Source organism: Chryseobacterium viscerum (genome assembly GCF_002899945.2).
Taxonomy (GTDB): domain Bacteria; phylum Bacteroidota; class Bacteroidia; order Flavobacteriales; family Weeksellaceae; genus Chryseobacterium; species Chryseobacterium viscerum.
In genome coordinates this window covers 133,195-152,833 of the sequence record NZ_PPEG02000005.1, presented here as the reverse complement: position 1 = coordinate 152,833, position 19,639 = coordinate 133,195, and the positions used below count along the sequence as shown (strand labels likewise).

Genomic DNA, 19,639 nt, shown 5'->3' with positions numbered 1-19,639 from the left:
ACCAATCAAAATGAAAAAAATAATCATAATAACAGCCGTTCTTTTCAGTTTCTTTGTTATAAAGGCACAGGTTGGCATGGGCAAAGCTTCTGTAGATGGAGATGCTATACTTGATTTTCCTTTATCCAACACAGGAATTATCCTTCCTATCGTGGAAGCCCTTCCAACTGGTTCGGCAGCTTCCAACGGAACATTTCTTCTGGATAAAACTGATATTACAGTGAAAATGCGTGAAAATGATGTTTGGGTTCCTCTGTCTGATGCAGGAACCCTTACAGGAACAATGCCCAATGCTTCTGCAGAAGCCGGAGGCGGAGTCATTATAGGGGCAGCCAGTTCTCCTGCACAAGGAGTTCTTGTCCTGGAATCAACGAATAAAGCTTTGGTATTACCAAAAGTAAATAATCCCGTAGCCAATACAAAAAGTCCTGTAGCAGGTACTTTATGCTATGATACGGTAAGTAAAACCATTGCTGTATTTGACGGTTTAAAGTGGAGTTTTTGGAAATAAAGACATATTAACAGTAATATTTAACAGTAAGGTCGGCATTCAGGTGCCGGCCTTTTTTATATTTTAAATATCAATTTCTTAAAATGAATGAATTGAATGCTGGAAAACGATTATTGATGGGCCAGATTATCGTTTCTCTCGTTTTTGATAGTCGTTATATATTCAGAAGGAGTGATCCCCTCAATTTGTTTAAAAACCCTGTTAAAAGTCGACTGATTTGAAAACCCGGATTCTGTATAAATATACATCAGGGTAACTTTACTGATATCATTTTCATAAAGCAGCTTCTTTACATTATCAATTCTGCAGATATTCAGGTAGTGATTAAAGTTTGAAAAGCCATTTACCTTAATCGATTTAGAAATATACAAATTATTAGATTTCAAAATGTTAGATAATTCTGAAATCGTAAAATCTACATTTTTAAAGTACCCTTTTTCTTCTACAATCATTTTTACATCATTAAAAAGGGCCAAATATTTTTCTATATTTTCATTTTCAGACAAAATGGTTCTGTCTTTTTCAATAGGTTCTACCGATGAAATAAAGCCTGCATCTTCAAGTGGATTATCTTTTTCATTATTCAAGTTATTTTCCCGGGAAAGCTTTACCTGCTTGAAAATATGTTCTTCTATTTCGGCTTTTCTTATTTTCTCATTATAATAAATTAAAATACTAATCACAGCAAGATTCACCAATCCTACAAACGTATCCGAGATCACAATTATTTTAACATTTTCAAGCTTAAAGTAATTAAAATCATATAGTTTGGTCAAAATACTGACGGCAATGATGATGAGAAAGGTGTAGATAGAATAGATGTAGATGTATTTTTTTCCAAGAAAAATATGGGCTCCAAGGGGGACGGGTAAGAGCCACATCGCCGTAGCAGCAGAATATTTCCAAAAATCCAGCATGACAAAACCTGCAAAAATAGGAGCGTAAGTCATGTAAAGATGAACGAGAAGTTTTATGTTATACGCCTTACGAATGATCATAAAAGTATAAAACATAAGAATGGCATATACAAATGTACATATTCCGAAAAATGAATCATTAATAACAAAATAAAATACCAAAGAATATCCCAGCAGTATTCCAGACATCAAATACACATATTGGGAGATTAATTTCCTTTTTAGTGCATCTACAGATCCATCAATAAATTCTCTATCAGTTATCATCTTAATGTTTTTCAAAAAAAGCTTACACAAAATACTGAATATCAAAAACTTAAATTACACCAATGAAATTCAAAATTACATTGAAGTTCAAAATTTCTGATTGTTTATATTCTTTAATTTTGCTAAAGTAAGTTACAAATTTAACAATATATGATTACATTCAAAGTAATAGGAATTTTTAATTAATTTACAATTTCTTAATATATAATTCTTTATATAAGGAGAAATTGTATAAAATACACTGTTAATGCAATAGAAACACAACTATAACCGAAAAAAAAGCATGTAATGAAAAAGAAAGAAAATGAAATTGATTTTCAAATATACTTAAAAACACAAATTTTGATAAAAATATAAGAGCAGATGGCATTCTATTCAAAATAGACCAGAATATGTAATCTGTTAAACACGAATGATGATTTTTTTAGCATAGCGGCTATACAGACTGTTTTCCTAATTTCCCGATTTGATTTTCTACAAAACCCTTATTAATGTATTGATGATACATTAGTATGACTCTGTATAGCCCTTTCAATTCCTAATACAATGTAAACCCATGAATTTTAAAGATATAAATATAGGCTTTATGGTCCACAAGCGGGCTGTGGAATGTAAAATAGAAATGGCTCGACTTTGTAAGTTTTTCAATTGTCATGAAAATGATATTTTAAAGATGTATAACTCCAAAAGTCTTGATTCCGGAATTCTTTTAAAATGGAGCAAAATTCTGGAATATGATTTTTTCCGGTTTTATTCTCAGTATTTGATTCTATACTCTCCGGTATCAGCAGAAACGAAAATAAAAAGAGATAACGAAAGCTCTCAAATGCCTCAATTCCGTAAAAATATTTACACGAAAGAGGTGATCAACTTTATGCTGGAATTACTTGAAAAAGGAGAAAAAACGAAAAGTCAGATCATTACTGAATATAATATTCCCAAAACTACTTTGTACAAATGGATAGAGAAAAACAAAAAATAACTCAGCCCTACTATAAAAAGATCTATTCGGATATTCTTATCAGAAAATTTCCAGAGAAGATCGATGACTGCCAATCAATATTATCTAAAGGAGAGCTTAATGTTTTGGATATTATTCAGCTTAATCAAAGGATTTTTGGATGTCATGAGGTCTCTTCGGACAATCAAAAGCTTCGTTCCTATGACGACTACTCTATTGTAAAGATACTAGAATATCAGAAAAAGCATAACCTCAACAATACCCAGCTGTCTCTACATTTTAAGCTGAGCAGAAATACCATCACAAAATGGAAAAACAATTATGAGGTTTAAATTCTGAAATCTCATTTCACACTAAGGATAAAAAATATTTAAACACAAAATTAATGACTAAAATTATTTCAACAGTACTCTTAATCAGTGCTAGTATTTCTATGTGCGCGCAAAGCACTGGAAATGTTGGGATCAATACAGCTACTCCTGAAAAGGAACTGACAGTAAACGGAACCATGAAAACATCAGGGATGACCTTAAAAGATCCCATTGAAAAACTGGGAGCAGATGAAAATTATTCTTTTTTAATCAAATCTCCGGCTCCACAGAACAAAATTACTTCTTATAATGATTCTTTTGTGCCCACTACTCCTGCGCCAATTAACCTTATCCAGTATAAAATTACCTGTAACAGCGAAGACAAGGATTGGGTAGATGAATATGATACCAAAATTAATTCAACTAAGTTTTTGGTTGTCATTGCCTCTCATGGGTTTACACAGCCCGTATTTACCTCTTATTCAAACTGGATTACTCCTATCCCTGAAATTTTTGCTTACAGCTCCAATGGGACATGGAAGCTTAGGGCAGATTATGTAGGTTTCTCAACGGATGATGCTCTTCCCAATGGTGTCTGGACACTCAATTTACTGGTTTTTGACAGAGCATACACTAAGGAAATCACTTCTGCACAAACCGTGAACACTTCCGGAACAGGTGCTGCACTTGCCCCTTTAATCCAATAATTAAAATCGTATGAAAAAAATAACCACCCTTTTATTTGCAGTATCTACTTATTTCAGCCTCAACGCACAGGTTGGAATAAACACAAAAAACCCGCAAGGGACTCTTGATGTTACAGGAGGAACGCTGATAGAATCCTATGTAATTGATACTGTCAATTCATATGCAACAGGCAATTATTATCTTCTTACGCGTTCAAAGGACACCACACCAATAGGAAAGGTAAAACTTCTTGATATTTCGCTTCGAAATGTAGCTCCTGTTAATACCTATAATATCATTCTCAAAAATGTCAGCCAGACTGATGTTGTCAATTTGAACACTGGACTGGAAAAGGATAAATATATCGTTGCGGTCACTGGTGCGGTCTTTACAGATGCTATACCGGCTGTCAATACAACCACCAGTATCAAATCATTTGGTGCCTATTCTACAGAAGTAACTTCTGTAACAAGCGCCGGAAAAGTGTATAATGCCATTAACCTGAGTTTTAAGGGCGCAGGTACAACCTCAGCCCAGAACGGAAGCTGGTCATTGACTCTTTGTGTGTATGAAAAAGCATTAGTTAAAGACTGGGGAACGTATACCGGAACTGTAAACAACTCATTTACAGGAGTTTCAACAAATACCCCAATAGGACTTCAATAACCGATTATGAAAAGAAAAATTTACAGCATGATCATCTTCTTTTTAGGATTATTCATCAATGCTCAAAATACAAAAATAGGAATTAATACATCAACCCCTACGGAAACACTGGATGTAAACGGTTCAAGCTATACCCATTCTTTATACCTAAGGAATCCCGGTGAGCCAGACAAAACAGGAGGACATTTTCTTGCCACTTCCCAAAACACAATGGACCTCTATGATCCAACTCTTGAAAGCAGTGGCTTGTTCAATTATATCAAGCTTACCCTTTCAGGAGTTCCTTCAACAGGAGTCACAGATTATGATACCAAAATAGATGCTTCCAAATTTTTGGTTGTCGTTCATAACTATTCATTCCAGCTTAATAATGGCTCTACACAAGTTGCTCTTGATTACGGTGCCAACGGTATCAATGATAATAAGCAGGGCTCCCCTAATGTCAATACTTTTAGAAGCAACGGAACCTGGCATATCAAAGCCAACTTTATAAACAGTACATTACAGAAGTATTCAAACCCGGATGGCACTTATAATAATTTTAAAGTGAGTTTGTATTTAATGGCTTATAAATACCTGATTACAAAACAAAATATTAATGATGATACTAAAGATCTGGGAGGTACCACTGGTAATGCACAAACATTAAATAAACCTTCTGGTTTTTAACATAATTTCCCTTTTTTTTAATTTCATCCCAGGAATTTATCATTCCTAAAAAACTGACTGCCAGCCCTCTATTTAAGGTGAAATAAGGGCTGCAGGAGGTTTTTTTGAGTATTCATAACTTCAGTCAAAAATAGATTATGATGATGAGTTGAAAATAAAATATGTACACTAATTTCTGAATTCTTTCTTCTCACTTAAAGAAAAAGAGCTTACTTAGCATAACACCCTTATTACAGGGTGTTTTTCATTTTCTCTTCCATTGTTCGATAATTGGATACATCATATACCTTGACCTTTTCGTTTTCTATTTTAAACTCTTCACCCTTTGAAATATAATTGGATATTGTGAATGGATCTACGTGACATCTATTTAAATGCATCATTAATCTATTTAAAAATAAAGCTAAAACATCAACTGGAGAACTTCTGTAATCAACAATCTCATTTATCTTTATATGATCGTCAGCAACTAAATGTTTAAACTTTCCATCAATAATAGAACCGTGCATTCTATAGCCATCATTAAGAATTAAGAGATCATTACAAAAGAGATCAATAGGTTCTCCTACATTAGTTTTCATGAGATCTCCATTAATTGCAAAAATAAATGTAAATAAAGGATTCTTGTATTTCTGTCTTATGTCAAACATCAATACATCTCTCATGTCTGCATCAACTGCCGAAATACCATAAAAAGTATTTTCTACCAATTTTCTTTTCATTACATTTCTATAATGGAAAATATTTTCAGCAAATTTAGATGTATGTTCCTGTTTTAATGTTTTTTTTATTTCACCTATAGCTAAAACAGATTCTATTGGATAATAAACAGTGCCATTTCTTGATTCAAAAAACTTAGGAGTGTTTAATCTATCGAATATTATGATGTCATATTGGTTACTCACATTTCCCATTTCGTCAATAATCTGGCCTTGTTTAACCATATATCTTTCTGGAAGGAATAGGCTTAGTTTTGATCTAATCAACGTCTCAACTTCAGCGCCTGACTCATTTATATTCGATGCTTTATGAAGTAAATTAGATCTTTTGTCAGCATCAATTATTTCATCTACAATTATTTGTATTGCATCTCTAAAATTAAAGTTCTTCATAGGATAGTCTTTTCACAAATATAAAAAAATGCCCTCTGAAAAAGAAGGCTTGTGTATTATTGGGAAGCTACTATTTTTGCCGGGACCGGATTTTTCTTTCTTGATCTCCTCCTACCTCTTCTACATCTCCTTACAAGTCTTCCAGATTTCCAAAGCGTTTTTGCTTCAATTGCTTGTAAAATGAGGGGGAAAGACCTGTTATTTTTTTAAACTGATTAGAAAGGTGGGCAACACTGCTGTAGTTTAGTTTATAAGAGATTTCTGTAAGATTGAGCTCATCATATAGCAGTAATTCTTTTACCTTTTCTACTTTATTAATAATGATAAAATGTTGCAGGGTCATTCCTTTCACTTCAGAAAAGGTATTTGCCAGGTAGGTATAATCGTATCCTAGCTTTTCACTTATGTAATCTGAGAAATTTTCTTTTGGAAGTGCATCTGAATAGTGTATCATTTCTATGACAACATTTTTTATCTTTTCTATCAGGATACTTTTTTTATCATCTAATACCTCAAGTCCTGTTTTAAGCAGGTTTTCTTTCAGTATTTGTCTTTGTTTGGGGCTAATATCATCCAATAGAACTACAGTCCCCAGATCGACAACAGCATTTTTAATGCCCAGTCTTTCCAGTTCCTGATGGACAACCATTTTGCAGCGCAAGCTTACCATATATTTTATGTACAACTTCATTATCCTTACCAATTACTTCATTAACAGTAATTTACTCAAAGTTAGTCTATTAAATCCGGAATATCTATGATTTATATAACAAATTCAAAGACTATTACAACGCTTTCCTTTTTTAATGGTTGAAATTTACAGGGAACAAAAATATTTCATAATGTCAAAAGAAAAAGACGGAAAAAAGAAATCAGACAAAACTCCAGCTGTAAAATCCCTGAAAGAGAAACGAGAAGATAAGATGAACAAACGAAAAGACAGGGAAAACGAAGCCCGAAATACCGGTAACTAGATGGTAACTCTGAAAAAAGAAGGGATTATACTTAGAAAAACCGAATTAGCTTTTGAAAGTGAAGGTGTTTTAAATCCCGCAGTTATTCAGGAAAACGGAAAAATACATTTATTTTACAGGGCTGTTGCAAAGAATAATTTCTCCAGTATCGGATACTGTATATTGTCAGATTATAAGACGATAGAAACTCGTTTGAGCAATCCGGTTATCATTCCTGAGTTTGAATACGAGAAACATGGTGTTGAAGATCCAAGAATTGTAAAAATAGATCATTTATTTTATCTTACCTATACCTGTTACGACGGAATCAATGCATTGGGAGCACTCGCAATATCCAAGGATTTTACATCTTGGCAAAAACTGGGAATTATTGTTCCAAAGATTCCCTATAAAAAGTTTAAACTTTTAATAGAATCCCAAGCGGCAATAGCAGGAAAATACGAAAACGCCAATACATTCTCGCCTATTCAGGAAAAGAATAAGGATCTCTTCATATGGGATAAAAATGTGATCTTTTTCCCAAGAAGAATCAAAGGGAAGCTTTATTTTCTTCATCGCATAAGACCTGATATCCAAATTGCAGGTATAGAAAATATTGAAGATCTTAATCCTAGTTTCTGGAAAGATTATTTCCTTCATTTTGAAGATCATATCCTCTTATCACCTCAGCATGAGCATGAGATAAGCTATATCGGTGGAGGATGTCCTCCCATAGAAACTGAGCATGGATGGCTTTTGATCTATCATGGGGTACATAATACCATTGACGGATATGTTTACAATGCTTGTGCTGCTTTATTGGACCTTGATAACCCTGAAAAAGAAATCTCAAGACTTCCCTACCCTCTATTCAAACCCGAACAGCAATGGGAAAAGAAAGGAGAAGTCAATAATGTCTGCTTTCCGACCGGAGCTATCGTAGAAGGAGATACACTCCGTATTTATTACGGGGCCGCGGATGAAAGAATTGCTGTTGTTTCTTTAAATATCACAGAATTATTGAAAGAATTACTACAGTACAGCGTATAATAGATTGTACGGAATATCAGACTTTAAAATAGATATCAACATGAATAAAAATATAAACCCAAACGTGGAGGAAAAGACAAAAAGAAGATCTGTCCAAAGTAAAAAAAACACAATTAATTATAAACCAGAGATTATCTTCATAAGTACTTTTCCTCCTAAGGTGTGCGGTATTGCAACGTATTGTCAGGATTTGATAAAATCTCTTCAGATAAAATTCAGAGAATCGTTCAAAATAATCATCTGCCCAATGGAAACGGAGGATGAAAACTATCATTATGACGAAAATACTGAATATCGCCTGAATACATCCGATGCAATTTCTTATTTGGAACTGGCGGATAAAATCAATAAAAATGATAATATTCAACTGGTTATGCTGCAGCATGAATTTGGATTTTTCAACGAAACCAAAAACGGATTACCACTTTTTCTCCAAAATTTAGAAAAAGACATCATCGTTACTTTTCACACCATTCTGCCAAAACCAGATTACAAGTTAAAAGAAAAGGTACAAGACATAAGTCGTTTTTCTAAATATATTATTGTGATGACCGGTATTTCTGCAAATATCCTTTCAAATGATTATGATATTCCATCTGATAAAATTAAAGTGATACCGCATGGGACCCATTTATTACCATTTATCGACAAAGCTTCACTGAAAGCGAAATATGGATTTAAAGATAAAAAGATACTTTCAACATTTGGCTTATTGGGTTCCGGGAAAAATATTGAAACCTCTTTAGAAGCACTGCCTGAAATCATCACCCAAAACCCGGATGTGATGTTTCTGATTATCGGAAAAACGCATCCAAGCATCATTAAGCATGAAGGCGAAGAATATCGTGATTCTTTGCAGAAAACGATCAAGAGACTCCATTTAGAAAAACATACTCACTTTATCAACCAATATCTCCCTCTGGAAGAGTTGTTAGATTATCTTCAGCTTACCAATATCTATCTTTTCACTTCAAAAGACAGAAATCAGGCAGTAAGCGGCACTTTTTCCTATGCTATCAGTTGTGGATGTCCCATTGTTTCTACTCCAATTCCGCATGCTTTAGAAGTATTGAATGAAGACCTGGGAATTATTATTGATTTTGAAGCTCCGGAACAGCTGGCTGCTGCCGTGAATACTTTATTGAAAAATGAAGCTGTACAGGAAAGATTACGATCAAAAAGTTTAGAAAAAATGGCTCCGACAGCCTGGGAGAATTCTTCTATTTCACACGCTATGTTATTTCAGCAATACAGCAAAGATAAGATGGCCTTACATTATACATTCCCCATCATCAATCTTAGCCATATCAAAAATATGACAACAGATTTTGGAATGATCCAGTTTTCTAAGATCAACAAGCCTGATATAGATTCCGGGTATACTTTGGACGATAATGCCCGTGCTATGATTGCAGCCTGCAGACATTATAAGATGAGCAAAGATGAATCTGACCTTGAACTGATCTCAACGTACCTGAATGTCATCAAGTTTTGCCAGCAGACTGACGGAAGTTTCCTCAATTATATAAATCAACACAAGGAATTTACACCGCAGAATGAGGAGACCAATCTTGAAGACTCCAACGGAAGAGCTATCTGGGCACTTGGATATCTTCTTTCAATAAAGGAAATCTTACCTCAACAGTTTTCTGATGAAGCAGAGTCTGTGATTGAAAAAAGTCTTCCAGTGCTTGAGAAAATACATTCTACTCGAGCAATGGGCTTTATCATCAAGGGATTACATTATCAAAACTCTGAAAACAATATTCCATTATTGAAAAAGCTGGCCAATCGGTTGGTAAAAATGTATCAGCATGAAAAACACAGAGAGTGGCATTGGTTTGAAAGCTATCTGACCTATGGAAACAGTTTACTCCCTGAGGCTTTATTGTGTGCATGGATTACAACCAAAGACGAAGTGTATAAGCAAATTGCCCATGAATCTTTCCGGTTTCTTCTTTCTAAAATATTTATTAAGGGAGAGATCAAAGTAATTTCCAACAAAGGATGGCTTCAGAAAGAGATGGTTAAAGGTCCTGAATCAGTTGGCGGTGAGCAGCCTATTGATGTTGCCTATACCATACTGGCCTTATCTACATTCTATAGGGTTTTTAAAGATGAAGAATATTTACAGATGATGAGGAATGCTTTTAATTGGTTTTTAGGAAAGAATCATTTACATCAGATCATTTACAATCCTGTAACGGGCGGATGTTATGATGGTCTTGAAGAGAAAAATGTTAATCTCAATCAGGGAGCGGAATCCACAGTCAGCTATCTCATGGCAAGGCTTTGTTTTCCTAAATAACAACCTAATAATTTATGGTACTATTGTAATGAAAAGGTAGATTAAAAATATAGCGATCAGAACAATTCCCTGCATGATATTGGTTCTGCCTGTTGCCAGTGAAACGGTAATAATAAAAAGCGTCAGCCCCAAAAGTATCGTTGATTTAATATCTATTCCTAATGTCATTCGTATTCCAGTCATTACAGATATAATAGCAATGGCAGGAATGCTGAGTCCGATACTTGCCAAAGCAGAACCAAAAGCAAGGTTTAATGAGGTTTGGATCTCATCACTTTTTGCCGCTCTGAATGCTGCCATCCCTTCCGGAAGAAGAACAATACCAGCAATAATGATACCCACCAGAGACTTTGGAGCACCCGCTGAAATCACAATATGTTCAACATCTTTCGAAAGGAGCTTTGCCAATAAAACCACTATTCCCAGGCATAAGATTAACAATATACAACTGATATACAATTGCTTTCGGGAAATCATTTCGTGACTATTCTGTACCGATTGGTTTTCGGATAGCTTATTTTGTGGAGAAATGAAAAAGCTTCGGTGCCTAAGCGTCTGAATCATGGTAAAGCCGAGGTAAAGCCCTAAAGAAATCAAGGCTATAAAAAGAAGCTGAAACCAGGTATATTCGCCCCCCTGATGACTTATTGTATAATTGGGCAGGATCAGCACAAAAATAATAACAGAGGTAAGGGTAATGAGTGCAGTACTTACTCCCTGCAATGTAAAGCTCTGTTCTCTATATCTTAAAGAGCCTATCACAATACAACCTCCGATGATCCCTGTAAGGATGATCATCACTGCTGCAAAGACCGTATCTCTGGCAAGGGTGATCGTTTCTACACCTTTAGCTCCTAACATAATGGAAATAATCAACCCAACCTCTATTACCGTAATGGCAAATGCCAGAAGTAAAGTTCCGAAAGGCTCACCAAGACGATGGGCAATAACTTCAGAGTGATACACTGCTGCAAGAACACTTCCCATTAGAAATAAAGTAAGAATCACAGAATAATAAACGGAAGCAAAAACAGGGTTTCCAAAATAAAAAACCCACGCCAGAATGGGCACTAAGAATGTCCACATCCATAAATATTTTTTTGTATTCATATAATCAGTAATTATTTTTTATAAGGATGAACTGTAGCTTTTGAGAAAATCAACAGGTTTATATTTCTATTTTAAAAACAGGATATATGAACGGTCAGAAGTGCTTCAGAGATACTATATCAGAAATTTTAACTACTGAAAAAGAAGTAATAGGCAGGAACTTAAATCCTCCAAATTGGGAGTTCAACGTAATAATGTACTAAGGTACAAATTATCAATCACTTATTATCATTATAATAGGAACATTTTCTTCTTCTTACAGGGGGCACTCTGTTTCAGCAGCGATACACATCTGAAAAAATTGACAAAGGTGTGATATGTACAACATTAAAAAAGCAATCTGTAATACAATAGATTATAAAACAATCAACTTTGTAGAGTAGCAATTAAGTTACACTAAACTTCACATTATGGACACAAACCACAACAAAGGTGACAAATTTTTCAAAATTCCGGGAGACTGGAATGTGCAGTCAAAACATCTAAAAGAAAAATTTTCAACATTGACAGATTACGATCTGAAGCTTGAAGAAGGTAAAGAAAAGGAAATGCTTGAAAGAATTGGAAACAGACTAAGAAAAAACCGTGAAGAGGTTCTTACCATTTTAAAAGAAATTAATTTTTCATAAACTTTTTGCGAATGCAGTGAAAATCGATTAAAAAAAGGTTCTAACTGAAAATGGGATGGAAAGTCAGGCAGTTCCATCCCTTTTATTTACCATACAATGACACTTTACTCTTAAACAAACCGTGATGAATCATAAAGAAATTGAGAAATCCAAAGTATATGTTATCAGCCAGATTGTAGAATATATTTCAAATTCTATGGTCAGCAGAACGATACTGGGAAAATTAACAGGTACGATCAATATCCTGTCTTTTGATGATGAACAGGGTCTTCCAGAGAAAATATCTCCTTTTGATACTGCTATACAGATTATTGAAGGTAAGGCTGAGATCATCATAGATGGAGCCTCTTATTTTATGGAAGAAGGTGAATGTATTGTCATTCCGGCCCATCAACCTCATTCCATAAAAGGAAATAAACGCTTTAAAATGATAGTAACCATAATAAAAAGCGGCTATGAATAAAGTACACACTGTATCCATTTTAACAAAAAGGATATTTAAAAAAACGCTTGAAATTCAGAAAAAATTTCCTGAACTGTATGAGCTGCTAGATGAAACCCCATTATTCTTTTCTTTTACAGAGAAAGATATCACGGTCAAGGACTTAAGACAATATCTTATTTCCCTTAGTATGCAACAAAAATCTTTCGAAAAAAGGATAAAAAAAATAATTTTCTAATGAAAAAGCTCAATAAACATCCTAAACCCAAAAACAGATTTGGACTTAGAAGTAAAAAGAATACTTCGCGAAAGGCCTATTATTCTCAGTTTGTCTCCTTATTCTACATCAGAAATACCAATATCACTTTGGAAAGAGATGCAAAGGAAATTCTCCGAATGTTAAGAGAATTACAGAACCTCAATAACAAATCCAGATTGGTATTCAGTACGCATTGCGGTCTCAGCAAGCATAATCTGTGGCAGTCTGTACTCGTTGATCTTCATGACAACATACAATATATCAGGTTCCAGTTTGAATATATACTGGCGAATATTATACAAAAAAACAAAATCAATTCTCCTCTATTCTGGCAGCAAAACAAAATCTATATGAACGGCCTGGAAGGTAATCATGAAAAACTTATTCAGATGGCTAATCAACTTCTGCCAGAAGAAGAAAGGTTATCCTGGAAAGCGGCTATATGCAATTTTTACGATGAAATCTTATCTTTACTCGCTCCGCTTACAAGCATATGTAAACTTGAATCCGACTTTATTGAAAGATATAACCCTAAAATCTTCAACAAAATTACAGTGGATATCATTAAAGATATCCCGAAAGATTACACTTTAAAAGAAGCAAGGGAGTACGAACAGGAATATTTGAAAATATTGACAGATTATAGTCATGAATTCAGTAAAAAGAGTAACCTTTGGGAGAGTTTATTACATATACTTTCAGGAGGTATGTACCAGCTGCCGTCAGAGCGCGTCATGCTTAAAAGATGGATTAACGGAAAAATGAAAGAAAAATTTCCTAAATAATCCTTCGCTTCCATCCATAGCTATTAAATATTTGTACGATGAAAATAATACACCTCTTTCAGTTTAAAAATTCCATCTTCCATAAAATTCCGTTTTTTAAGGAAGAACATAGGTTGAAAAATGATCTGACAGAATTTGGTCTGATGAATATTGAAATAGTAACGGAGTATGTCGTTAAGATTCATGATGATTTTATTTTTGAAAAAACATCCAAAGATGATCTTTTACAGGCATGCAAAAAAGCTCAAAAAATAATAGAACATTATTTCGTCACCGGAATAAATGATTATGGCAATATTAGAAATCATTTATTCAGAGATTAAATAGTCATCCAGTTAACACATTTAGCAATGAAAACGAGTCATATTAGCCAGCAAAAGATTCTGGAGGGAGAGCAAATAAAAGGTGAAGACATTAGGGAAGGAATATTTATGCTTATACAACAGAATTTTCCGGATCTAAGCCAAGATGACTATATATCCATTACAGAGCTTAACCATTACAGAAGGCTGTATCTCACTTCTTTAATTGTTGAAGAAAAAGGAGAACTTGAAAGTATAGATCTTGATGTCATAAATGCGATCAAAAACAACTCTATCCTCTCGGAAAATATACAAGATGAAATAGAAGCCAAGATTAGTTTTTCTCAAAAACTAGCCGATAAGGTAGCTTCTTTTGGAGGAAGCTGGACATTTATCCTTGCTTTTTTTTCATTTATACTCGTCTGGATCGCAGCAAACATCTGGTTTTTAGCAGTAAGATCATTTGATCCCTATCCATTTATACTGCTTAATCTGATTCTTTCTTGTCTGGCGGCTATTCAGGCTCCCATTATAATGATGAGCCAAAACCGGCTGGAACAAAAAGACAGGATAAGAGCTGAACACGATTATAAGATTAATCTAAAAGCCGAACTGGAAATACAGCTTTTGAGTGAGAAAATAGACCATCTTCTTGTGAGTCAAAACAAAAAACTGCTTGAAATACAGGAAATACAAACTGATTATCTGGAAGATCTGACCCATATTCTTAAGACAAAATGAACCGTTTCTCATTCATTTAATTTTCTTAGATCAGTATTTGATTCAAAGCACCTTTAAAACATCCTAGAATGAACTCGGTGTAATACAGCTGAGCATCCAGGGCCTTAGATTTATCATCAAGATCTATCCGTTTGGAAAGTATGATCTCCCCTTTATAACTGAACGAACAGAACGAAAAAACATGAAATCCCGAATTCCTTGCAGATTTTGCATAGCCTGTAGATGATATTCCCCAGTCTGTTCCAAATGACGAAGCCACCTTTACAGCCATGATATCGGCCATGCGCTGGGTCTCAAAATCATTTTCCTGTTCCTCAATACAGTTGCTATCCAGAAATCTACGCTTTTCAGGTAATGTAAAGGTAGTTATGCCTCCTTTATAAAATAAGCTTGAATTGGGCATCTGCGAAAAAGCCAACTGCAGTAATCCTGAAGTTACACTTTCTGCTATAGATACGGTCTCTCCTATCGTAACGAGTGAAGTACTGATGTAGTCGAGTAAGTCTTGCTGGAATTTCATGATATAAATTATTTACTATTTATCTGTTTTACAAATCATTTTACGCTGCTGGTAATCTTAAATAACATCGTAATCATCCACTGTTGTAGCAAAATAATGCTCAATCATATCATGGGCATTTTTGCACATCATTATAATATCTTTTCTTGGAGTATCTTCAAAAATGAAATCTTCAGGAACATCGATAATAAATTCGGTGACCTTTTCAGTATTCATTAAATCATAAGTCATTAAATCATTCAGATTATCCAACCTGCATTCATCCTTAAAAAACGGAATTTTACGGGAAATGGAATTTTTAAACTGAAAAAGATGAATTGTTTTCATGCCTTGATTATGTATTATTAATGGGCACAAATCCCTGTACCTCTGGGGACAGTTTCACTGCCTGTTATTTCCCTTTATAGGGTGACATTCGGTTTTTATCGGGTAGCTATGGCATATCGATTACATCCCTGTGAGTGGCTTATAGATAAAGGAACAGAGGCCGTGGCCTCTTATCCCCTTATTAATTAAAATACTGAAAAACAGTTCTACTGTTTTTGATTTTAATAAGCTCATTATTTAATTGAATATAACTACGAATTTCACGTACTTTTCACGGTTTGTATTTATTCTATGAAGTATATCAGGGTATGCAATAATTGTCGTAAAAACTTTCTCTTAATATTCCTGATTGACTGAATACCAGTATACAAAGATGGGTGCTTTAGAATACAATATGCTACATATATTTATAATGTTCTTACATATATCACACCTTCCTTCCGTTGATAGACTAAATATATTTGATGATACTTTACATGTTTCGTTCTTTTTCAAATTCCCATACCCTGTGCCCAGCTACTGCTTTTATAAATTTTTCATCCCCGTTCTTATGAGCATTGGCAATCACCGCAGGATCATCGTGCTCCTTATTACCGATATTGCTGGCTTTATAAACTTCATCAGTTTCATCTCCAAAATAGATTGCTTTACAATGTCTGTAAGCTTCATTGATAAAATTTAACACTAACTGCTTATTTTCAGGGTTTAAAAGTTCTTTCACAGAATTCTCTCCAGGACAAATGTACAATGCGTCAAAACATACACTTCCCGTATTTGTCAATGTATGTTTAGGACTGATCGGATTTCCGTTTTTAGGCTTCACAGGAGCCAGACTTGGCGCAATAAAGTCCACCCGCGCATTAAGACTTTCCAATTTATTTTTTAGGGCATCTACAGGGCCTGCATCAAATCCATTAGCTAAAATAAATCCAATTACCCTACTTTGTATGGTATCTTTAACGGTGTTTTGCATGCTGAGAGCTTCCGATACATCTGGTTTGGGTTCATGGACTTTACTCTGTAAGGTGTCAGGGTTTACATCTGCCGGAATACTTTGATTAGGCTGATCCAATTTTTTCACTTTCACCCCCAGTTGAGCAGCTACTTTTTCAGCAAGATCCATATTGATATATCCCAGCTGTCCTATTACCCTTTCTCTGATTTCAGGAATAGTGACCTTGGAGAGTTCAAAAATCAACGCTTTCTGAATGTGCTTCTTTTCAGGCTCTGACTGGCTATTGTAAAATAATTTAGCCTGTGAATAATGATCTACAAAACTTTTACTTCTGGCTCTTATTTTAGTTCCGGAAATCCTTTCCTGGTGTGATGCAAAACCTCCCTCTTTCATCATGGCTTGGTAAGGACAACCTCCGCCAATAGAATTGGGTTCATAGCTTACCTTTCCCTTGACAATCTGCTGTCTCATATGACCGTCGCGCTGATTGTTATGAACGGTATTGACAGAGCGATTAATAGGAATCTCATGAAAATTAGGTGATCCTAATCTGGACAATTGCGTGTCTGTGTAGGAAAACAACCTACCCTGAAGTAAAGGGTCATTACTGAAATCAATACCCGGAACAAGATGTCCCGGATGAAAGGCAACCTGTTCCGTTTCTGCAAAGAAATTCTCAGGGTTTTTATTCAGGGTCATCGTTCCTATAATTTCTACAGGAACCAATTCCTCCGGAACAAGCTTGGTAGGGTCCAGCAGATCAAAGTCAAAATCATTTTCATCTTCCTCGGGAATAATCTGTACTCCGAAATCCCACTCAGGAAAGTTTCCGTTTTCAATGGCTTCCCAAAGGTCTCTTTTGTGAAAATCAGGATCAATACCCGATATTTTCTGTGCTTCCTCCCATGCTACGGAATGAATTCCAAGCTTAGGCTTAAAATGGAATTTCACAAAATGAACAGCTCCTTCATTATTAATAAATTTGAATGAGTGAACGCCAAAACCTTCCATCATCCTAAGACTCCGTGGAATAGCACGGTCACTCATTGTCCACATAATCATATGCATACTTTCGGGCATTAATGATATAAAATCCCAGAATGTATCGTGGGCAGAAGCTGCCTGTGGAATCTCGTTATCCGGCTCAGGCTTTACAGCATGAACCAGATCCGGAAACTTCATGGCATCCTGAATAAAAAATACAGGAATATTATTACCTACCAGATCATAATTTCCTTCATCGGTATAGAATTTAACGGCAAATCCTCTCACATCTCTTGCAAGATCTGTACTTCCCTTGCTTCCTGCAACGGTTGAGAATCTCACAAAAACAGGGGTTTCTTTTCCAATCTCTGTTAAAAATCCAGCCTTTGTATATTTTTCTATGCTTTTATGAAGCTTGAAAATACCATGAGCTCCTGATCCCCGTGCATGAACAATTCTCTCAGGAATTCTTTCATGGTCAAAATGGGTAATCTTTTCTCTGAGAATAAAGTCTTCCAGTAATGTGGGACCTCTTTCTTCTGATTTCAGAGAATCCTGATTATTATTAATTTTCAGGCCCTGATTGGTGGTCAGCTTCTCATCATCATTGGATGTACTTAATGACTCCAATTGATTAAGCTTTTCATTTTGATTTTTTTTGCTTTTCATATCAATACTTTTTGTTGTGGTAGAAATTAATGGATAATAGGAATGATCTGAATACCACTATCCTTGATATTCTAGATTTGTATCTTTTATTAAGAGATTCATTTCTATGAACCTTATTATTTATAGCGATCTGTTCTGGGTTGATCATCACTTTTCCGAGCTGATTTATTTTTACCGCCAGGAAATTTTCCTAATTTTTCGTAGAATTTATGTAGCTGGTCAAGTTCATCTTCGGTCAGATCTTCTATATCAACTAGCTGATTACTTGCACTCTCATGGCTTGCAATAAGTTCATTGAGTTTAATCTGAATAGCTTTTGAGTCTTTATTCTGTGCTTTCTGAATGAGAAATACCATAAGAAAGGTAATGATAGTAGTTCCAGTATTGATGACCATCTGCCAAACTTCTGAAAATTTAAATATAGGACCGGTAGCTGCCCAGACGGCCACCATCAAACTTGCTCCAACAAATGCACCTGCACTTCCTGTAAAACATACAGCCCAGTCCGAAAACTGGTCAAAAAGGTTCTTTTTCATAATTAAAGGGGGATTTTGTACAAAACAATATTTCAAAACTGAAACTGTAAAAAGAAATGCAATGTTGTCTGGTAATGATTTCTCTAATATATGTAAAACAAGGTTATTTCTTTATGAGCCAGATCATAATAATGAAAAAGCTCTAAGATGATGTACTCGTCAAAACGGTCTTAAAATTGTACATCTTAACTTTAATCACTAAATATATTATTATGGCAAACAAAACCACCACAAAAAAAACAAGCACGCGAAAATCAACAAAAACACCAGCTAAAAAAAATGCAGCCAAGGAACTGAAAGACTTATTTGAGGATTCACTAAAAGACATTTATTGGGCTGAAAAAGCTCTTGTGAAAGCATTACCTAAAATGCAAAAAAATGCTACAGATAAAAAGCTTAAGACTGCAATAGAAGGTCATTTAATGGAAACTGAAATTCATGTAAAAAGACTGGAGGAATGTTTTAAATCCCTCAAAAGAAAGCCGCAAGCCAAGAAATGTGATGCTATGCAAGGACTGCTGGATGAAGGCAAGAGCATCATGGAAGAAACAGAAGCAGGGTCTGTAAGGGATGCAGGTATTATAGCAGCAGCTCAGAAAGTAGAACATTATGAAATCGCCACTTATGGGACATTAGCAGCATATGCCAAAGTTTTAAAAGAGAATTTCTGTCTTAAAAATTTCCTGGCCACACTGGATGAAGAAAAAAAATGTGATGCTCTTTTAACAAAAGTTGCTGATACAAGACTTAATATGAAGGCTATATAAATAAAATCTCACATAAAACAGATCAATAACCGATCTGTTTTATGTGAGATTTTTAGTATTGTTTTATAGCTAAAAATATAATTGAAAATAGATGTTTAGTGAAGATCAAAAATTATCTTTCCCAATCCGTATTATCTTATGAAATTTTAAATAAAGATCCTCCATATAGAATGACAATAGGTCATATAGATTTGGCAATGA

Annotated in this window: 23 protein-coding genes; 15 read left to right on the top strand and 8 right to left on the bottom strand. The window is 34.7% G+C overall.

Annotated features, from left to right (window positions below; translation table 11 throughout):
* The first annotated feature begins 10 nt into the window (after positions 1 to 10).
* Complete coding sequence (locus tag C1634_RS12615) at positions 11 to 511, top strand: hypothetical protein (protein WP_103234991.1); 501 nt, start codon at positions 11 to 13, stop codon at positions 509 to 511.
* Between the two features lie 110 nt (positions 512 to 621).
* On the opposite strand, the gene C1634_RS12610 is transcribed toward C1634_RS12615, so the two are convergent.
* Entirely contained in the window at positions 622 to 1,695 is a 1,074-nt protein-coding gene (locus C1634_RS12610) for a helix-turn-helix domain-containing protein (RefSeq protein WP_109738509.1), read from the bottom strand.
* 622 nt (positions 1,696 to 2,317) lie between these two features.
* Here C1634_RS12610 and C1634_RS12605 point away from each other — a divergent pair.
* Genes C1634_RS12605 through C1634_RS12585 form a run of 5 tightly spaced genes read left to right on the top strand, consistent with a single transcriptional unit; the run spans position 2,318 to position 4,989 of the window.
* Complete coding sequence (locus tag C1634_RS12605) at positions 2,318 to 2,677, top strand: helix-turn-helix domain-containing protein (RefSeq protein ID WP_317047490.1); 360 nt, start codon at positions 2,318 to 2,320, stop codon at positions 2,675 to 2,677.
* A complete protein-coding gene (locus C1634_RS12600) occupies positions 2,653 to 2,988 on the top strand; it encodes a transposase (RefSeq protein ID WP_103234196.1) in 336 nt (111 codons plus the stop codon). Before C1634_RS12605 ends, C1634_RS12600 begins: the two co-directional genes overlap by 25 nt.
* Before the next feature lie 53 nt (positions 2,989 to 3,041).
* The gene (locus C1634_RS12595; RefSeq protein WP_103234195.1) at positions 3,042 to 3,674 is read left to right on the top strand and encodes a hypothetical protein; all 633 of its coding nucleotides are present in this window, start codon (positions 3,042 to 3,044) and stop codon (positions 3,672 to 3,674) included.
* 10 nt (positions 3,675 to 3,684) lie between these two features.
* Positions 3,685 to 4,320, top strand: coding sequence for a hypothetical protein (locus C1634_RS12590; RefSeq protein WP_103234194.1), 636 nt, complete (start codon positions 3,685 to 3,687; stop codon positions 4,318 to 4,320).
* Between the two features lie 6 nt (positions 4,321 to 4,326).
* Complete coding sequence (locus C1634_RS12585) at positions 4,327 to 4,989, top strand: hypothetical protein (RefSeq protein WP_103234193.1); 663 nt, start codon at positions 4,327 to 4,329, stop codon at positions 4,987 to 4,989.
* Between the two features lie 230 nt (positions 4,990 to 5,219).
* Here C1634_RS12585 and C1634_RS12580 read toward each other — a convergent pair whose 3' ends face one another.
* Positions 5,220 to 6,101, bottom strand: a complete 882-nt coding sequence (locus C1634_RS12580; protein WP_103234192.1) for a DUF6602 domain-containing protein — start codon at positions 6,099 to 6,101, stop codon at positions 5,220 to 5,222.
* A 130-nt stretch (positions 6,102 to 6,231) separates the two neighbouring features.
* Complete coding sequence (locus tag C1634_RS12575) at positions 6,232 to 6,792, bottom strand: helix-turn-helix domain-containing protein (RefSeq protein WP_228410068.1); 561 nt, start codon at positions 6,790 to 6,792, stop codon at positions 6,232 to 6,234.
* 151 nt (positions 6,793 to 6,943) lie between these two features.
* Here C1634_RS12575 and C1634_RS26420 point away from each other — a divergent pair, with 151 nt between their 5' ends.
* From C1634_RS26420 to C1634_RS12565, 3 genes are read left to right on the top strand one after another with little or no spacing between them, the layout of a single operon-like run.
* Positions 6,944 to 7,075 carry a hypothetical protein gene (locus tag C1634_RS26420; RefSeq protein WP_262509918.1) on the top strand — a complete coding sequence of 44 codons (132 nt, stop codon included), beginning with the start codon at positions 6,944 to 6,946 and terminating at the stop codon, positions 7,073 to 7,075.
* A complete protein-coding gene (locus C1634_RS12570) occupies positions 7,076 to 8,104 on the top strand; it encodes a glycoside hydrolase family 130 protein (RefSeq protein WP_103234191.1) in 1,029 nt (342 codons plus the stop codon). It abuts the gene before it with no gap.
* A 40-nt stretch (positions 8,105 to 8,144) separates the two neighbouring features.
* Positions 8,145 to 10,412 (top strand): glycosyltransferase, encoded by a 2,268-nt coding sequence (locus tag C1634_RS12565; protein ID WP_228410067.1) that lies wholly within the window; start codon positions 8,145 to 8,147, stop codon positions 10,410 to 10,412.
* Positions 10,413 to 10,424: 12 nt separating this feature from the next.
* On the opposite strand, the gene C1634_RS12560 is transcribed toward C1634_RS12565, so the two are convergent.
* Positions 10,425 to 11,522: a calcium:proton antiporter gene (locus C1634_RS12560; protein WP_103234190.1), complete on the bottom strand. Its 1,098-nt coding sequence runs from the start codon at positions 11,520 to 11,522 to the stop codon at positions 10,425 to 10,427.
* A gap of 410 nt (positions 11,523 to 11,932) precedes the next feature.
* On the opposite strand from C1634_RS12560, the gene C1634_RS12555 reads away from it, so the two are divergent.
* From C1634_RS12555 to C1634_RS12530, 5 genes are all read left to right on the top strand, one after another.
* Complete coding sequence (locus C1634_RS12555) at positions 11,933 to 12,151, top strand: hypothetical protein (RefSeq protein WP_103234107.1); 219 nt, start codon at positions 11,933 to 11,935, stop codon at positions 12,149 to 12,151.
* A gap of 124 nt (positions 12,152 to 12,275) precedes the next feature.
* On the top strand, positions 12,276 to 12,614 hold the full coding sequence (locus C1634_RS12550; protein WP_103234108.1) for a cupin domain-containing protein: 339 nt from the start codon (positions 12,276 to 12,278) through the stop codon (positions 12,612 to 12,614).
* A gap of 216 nt (positions 12,615 to 12,830) precedes the next feature.
* Positions 12,831 to 13,637 carry a hypothetical protein gene (locus tag C1634_RS12540; RefSeq protein ID WP_103234110.1) on the top strand — a complete coding sequence of 269 codons (807 nt, stop codon included), beginning with the start codon at positions 12,831 to 12,833 and terminating at the stop codon, positions 13,635 to 13,637.
* 38 nt (positions 13,638 to 13,675) lie between these two features.
* Positions 13,676 to 13,960 (top strand): heme oxygenase, encoded by a 285-nt coding sequence (locus C1634_RS12535; RefSeq protein ID WP_103234111.1) that lies wholly within the window; start codon positions 13,676 to 13,678, stop codon positions 13,958 to 13,960.
* 27 nt (positions 13,961 to 13,987) lie between these two features.
* Positions 13,988 to 14,680, top strand: coding sequence for a DUF1003 domain-containing protein (locus C1634_RS12530; protein WP_103234112.1), 693 nt, complete (start codon positions 13,988 to 13,990; stop codon positions 14,678 to 14,680).
* 25 nt (positions 14,681 to 14,705) lie between these two features.
* Here C1634_RS12530 and C1634_RS12525 read toward each other — a convergent pair whose 3' ends face one another.
* From C1634_RS12525 to C1634_RS12510, 4 genes are all read right to left on the bottom strand, one after another.
* Entirely contained in the window at positions 14,706 to 15,200 is a 495-nt protein-coding gene (locus tag C1634_RS12525; RefSeq protein ID WP_103234113.1) for a CinA family protein, read from the bottom strand.
* A gap of 57 nt (positions 15,201 to 15,257) precedes the next feature.
* A complete protein-coding gene (locus C1634_RS12520) occupies positions 15,258 to 15,527 on the bottom strand; it encodes a heme oxygenase (protein ID WP_103234114.1) in 270 nt (89 codons plus the stop codon).
* A 472-nt stretch (positions 15,528 to 15,999) separates the two neighbouring features.
* Positions 16,000 to 18,135, bottom strand: coding sequence for a catalase (locus C1634_RS12515; RefSeq protein WP_103234115.1), 2,136 nt, complete (start codon positions 18,133 to 18,135; stop codon positions 16,000 to 16,002).
* A 116-nt stretch (positions 18,136 to 18,251) separates the two neighbouring features.
* On the bottom strand, positions 18,252 to 18,671 hold the full coding sequence (locus C1634_RS12510; RefSeq protein ID WP_103234116.1) for a low affinity iron permease family protein: 420 nt from the start codon (positions 18,669 to 18,671) through the stop codon (positions 18,252 to 18,254).
* 212 nt (positions 18,672 to 18,883) lie between these two features.
* Here C1634_RS12510 and C1634_RS12505 point away from each other — a divergent pair, with 212 nt between their 5' ends.
* Positions 18,884 to 19,438 carry a YciE/YciF ferroxidase family protein gene (locus C1634_RS12505; RefSeq protein WP_103234117.1) on the top strand — a complete coding sequence of 185 codons (555 nt, stop codon included), beginning with the start codon at positions 18,884 to 18,886 and terminating at the stop codon, positions 19,436 to 19,438.
* Positions 19,439 to 19,639: the final 201 nt, after the last annotated feature.